This is a genomic window from Bacteroides sp. AM54-2NS (assembly GCF_003602935.1).
Classification (GTDB): domain Bacteria; phylum Bacteroidota; class Bacteroidia; order Bacteroidales; family Bacteroidaceae; genus Bacteroides; species Bacteroides xylanisolvens.
In genome coordinates, this window is sequence record NZ_QTMZ01000115.1 from 1 (window position 1) to 2,145 (window position 2,145).

A 2,145-nucleotide genomic window follows, 5' to 3' on the forward strand; every position below is an offset into this window, starting at 1 on the left:
TTACCACCAACAGCCATATCTTTTACTGGCTTTAACTTAGGTCCAAAGTTACGCATTCCAAATCCACCTGCCAAATTACCTATGTTAAAGAAATCTGCAACTACCGGATTCATTCCTGTAGTCTTAGAGAGCATATCAGCCCAGTCTTTATATTTGTCATTACTAGCTACATTAGTTATCTTATTAACTGCTTCATTACCTGCATATCCACCTGCTACTGATAATGGTCCAAATATTGCACCTGTTAATAATGTACTAACATAAGGTGCGGCTTCTCTCCTTCCTCTATCTACAGCTCCTGCTAGATTAATATTTCTAGGAGTAACTGTTACTTCTGGTAAAGTTACATTATTCATACCATTCTCATTAGTAACTGGCAATACCATGTTACCTCTCTTATCATAACCTCCCATATACTTAATAGGTTGTGCAGGTTCTTGATACTTAATAATCATACCATTCTCACCTTTAGGAATACCATTATATACTCCAGTAAGTACTTTAGCATAATTAGTAGCTTCTGCATATCTTCTTATACGAACATTCAACCTTTCTGATACTAGGGTATTATATACAAATATATATCTTATAAAGGTTGAATACTATTCCGCATGAAATTTACCGTACTCCTTTACTAATGGTGTTGGAATATAGATAATATCTTCACACCCATTTGGTCTCTTAGTTCTATCTAAAGCCAAGAACTCTCTATCGTCATACCTAAAGAAGCCAATAGTGGTTACTAGTCTTTCTTCTTGATATACACCTTCCCACATTAATTCTCGTCTCAGCGGTCCGTCCCACCTTTTATCCCAAGATACCCACATAGGGTCTCCTGCTTTATATCCCTGTTCATGCAGATTTAATCGTTTCTTACTCATCATTCATTCCGTTTATAACATTTACCAATTATCCATTTTGTAAATAAGTAGAGTAGTATTATAGCTACGCTGATTAATAAGATACGTTCTATACATGGCAATATACTATTCTTAACTAGTAGATGATATGTAATGCCTTTATATTTATACCACCAATAAGACTGTATTGCTTGTATAATACATTCTATTACTATTAATAACCACAATACCACTCTAATTACTTTCATTTCTTATCTAAATTAATGCTTCCTCTAATATTAAATTTCTTCCCTGGTATAGCCCACTCATAGCCATTAAAGTCATATATATCACGATAATTCATCGTTCTGTTCTTAGAGTCATACTGTACAGTATAGTTCTTTAGAATATTTAATGGTGTATTGTATTCATGAGCTCCATTAATAAGTCTCCCATTCTTAATCAAATTCCTGCTGTTATGACTATATTCGTTAAGAACAGTTGGTTCACCAGTATTATAGGTCTTTCTTAAAGAATCTAAGTTCTGTTTATCTAAGTTTATGAGCCCAGTAACTAGCTGCCAATCTTTACCCATTATATTCTTAGATTCAGCAATTTTAGTCTCCCTTGCTATTCTGTCCTTTAATAAAGTTGTATCAACAGGTATCTCCGCTTCTATGTAAGAAGGCAATCTAACACTACCGTCTTCATTAGAAGGAAGGAATTTACTATCATAAGATAACCCTAATCTCTTCCTCCAACCTGCATCTGCAACCGAATCTGTCACTATATAATCCATTTCGTCTGGATTAGCTACTTGTTTGTAAGCCGCCCTAGCTGCTTTGGCAGTTGCTATATACCACGGTGGAGTGTTCCAAGTTGCGTCAAATGTACTATAAATAGCTCTATTTCGTTTTGGAACATTCTTATCTTCATCTGTTCTTATCGCAGACCTATTAATAGGTTGTGCAGGTTCTTGGTATTTAATAATACCACCTGCTTTGAAACTATTATACACACCTCTTAATGAATTGGCATACTCCTTAGCTTCTGCATATCTTCTCTTACCTTTATTAGAACCAGTAAGCTTAGCTACAAACTTATTAATATCATCATTCTCATCAAAGTCATATAGTCTCTTTAAGAATTGTATCTTATCTGCTGCATACTCATCCATAGAATTATAAGACCTAAACTTCTGCTTAATAGCTTCACCTTTAGCATTTTTATCATTACCAGTTACATAATCACCTTTCCATGAACTACCAGTAGTTAAATTGCCAAAGTTGTACTTACCTTGTGCAGA

The 2,145-nt window shown here is 34.5% G+C and carries 3 protein-coding genes; all 3 read right to left on the reverse strand.

Annotated elements, in window-relative coordinates; all coding sequences use genetic code 11:
- On the reverse strand, positions 1–548 hold a 548-nt coding region (locus tag DXA05_RS25960), incomplete at its 3' end, for a hypothetical protein (RefSeq protein WP_133303907.1).
- Positions 549–602: 54 nt separating this feature from the next.
- Positions 603–884 carry a hypothetical protein gene (locus DXA05_RS25965; protein ID WP_128859782.1) on the reverse strand — a complete coding sequence of 94 codons (282 nt, stop codon included), beginning with the start codon at positions 882–884 and terminating at the stop codon, positions 603–605.
- A 220-nt stretch (positions 885–1,104) separates the two neighbouring features.
- On the reverse strand, positions 1,105–2,145 hold a 1,041-nt coding region (locus DXA05_RS26665), incomplete at its 5' end, for a glucosaminidase domain-containing protein (protein WP_165861576.1).

Bases quoted from the DNA above. Each gene is read 5' to 3' on its own strand.
- DXA05_RS25965 (WP_128859782.1), bottom strand. From the start codon at position 884: ATGATGAGTAAGAAACGATTAAATCTGCATGAACAGGGATATAAAGCA.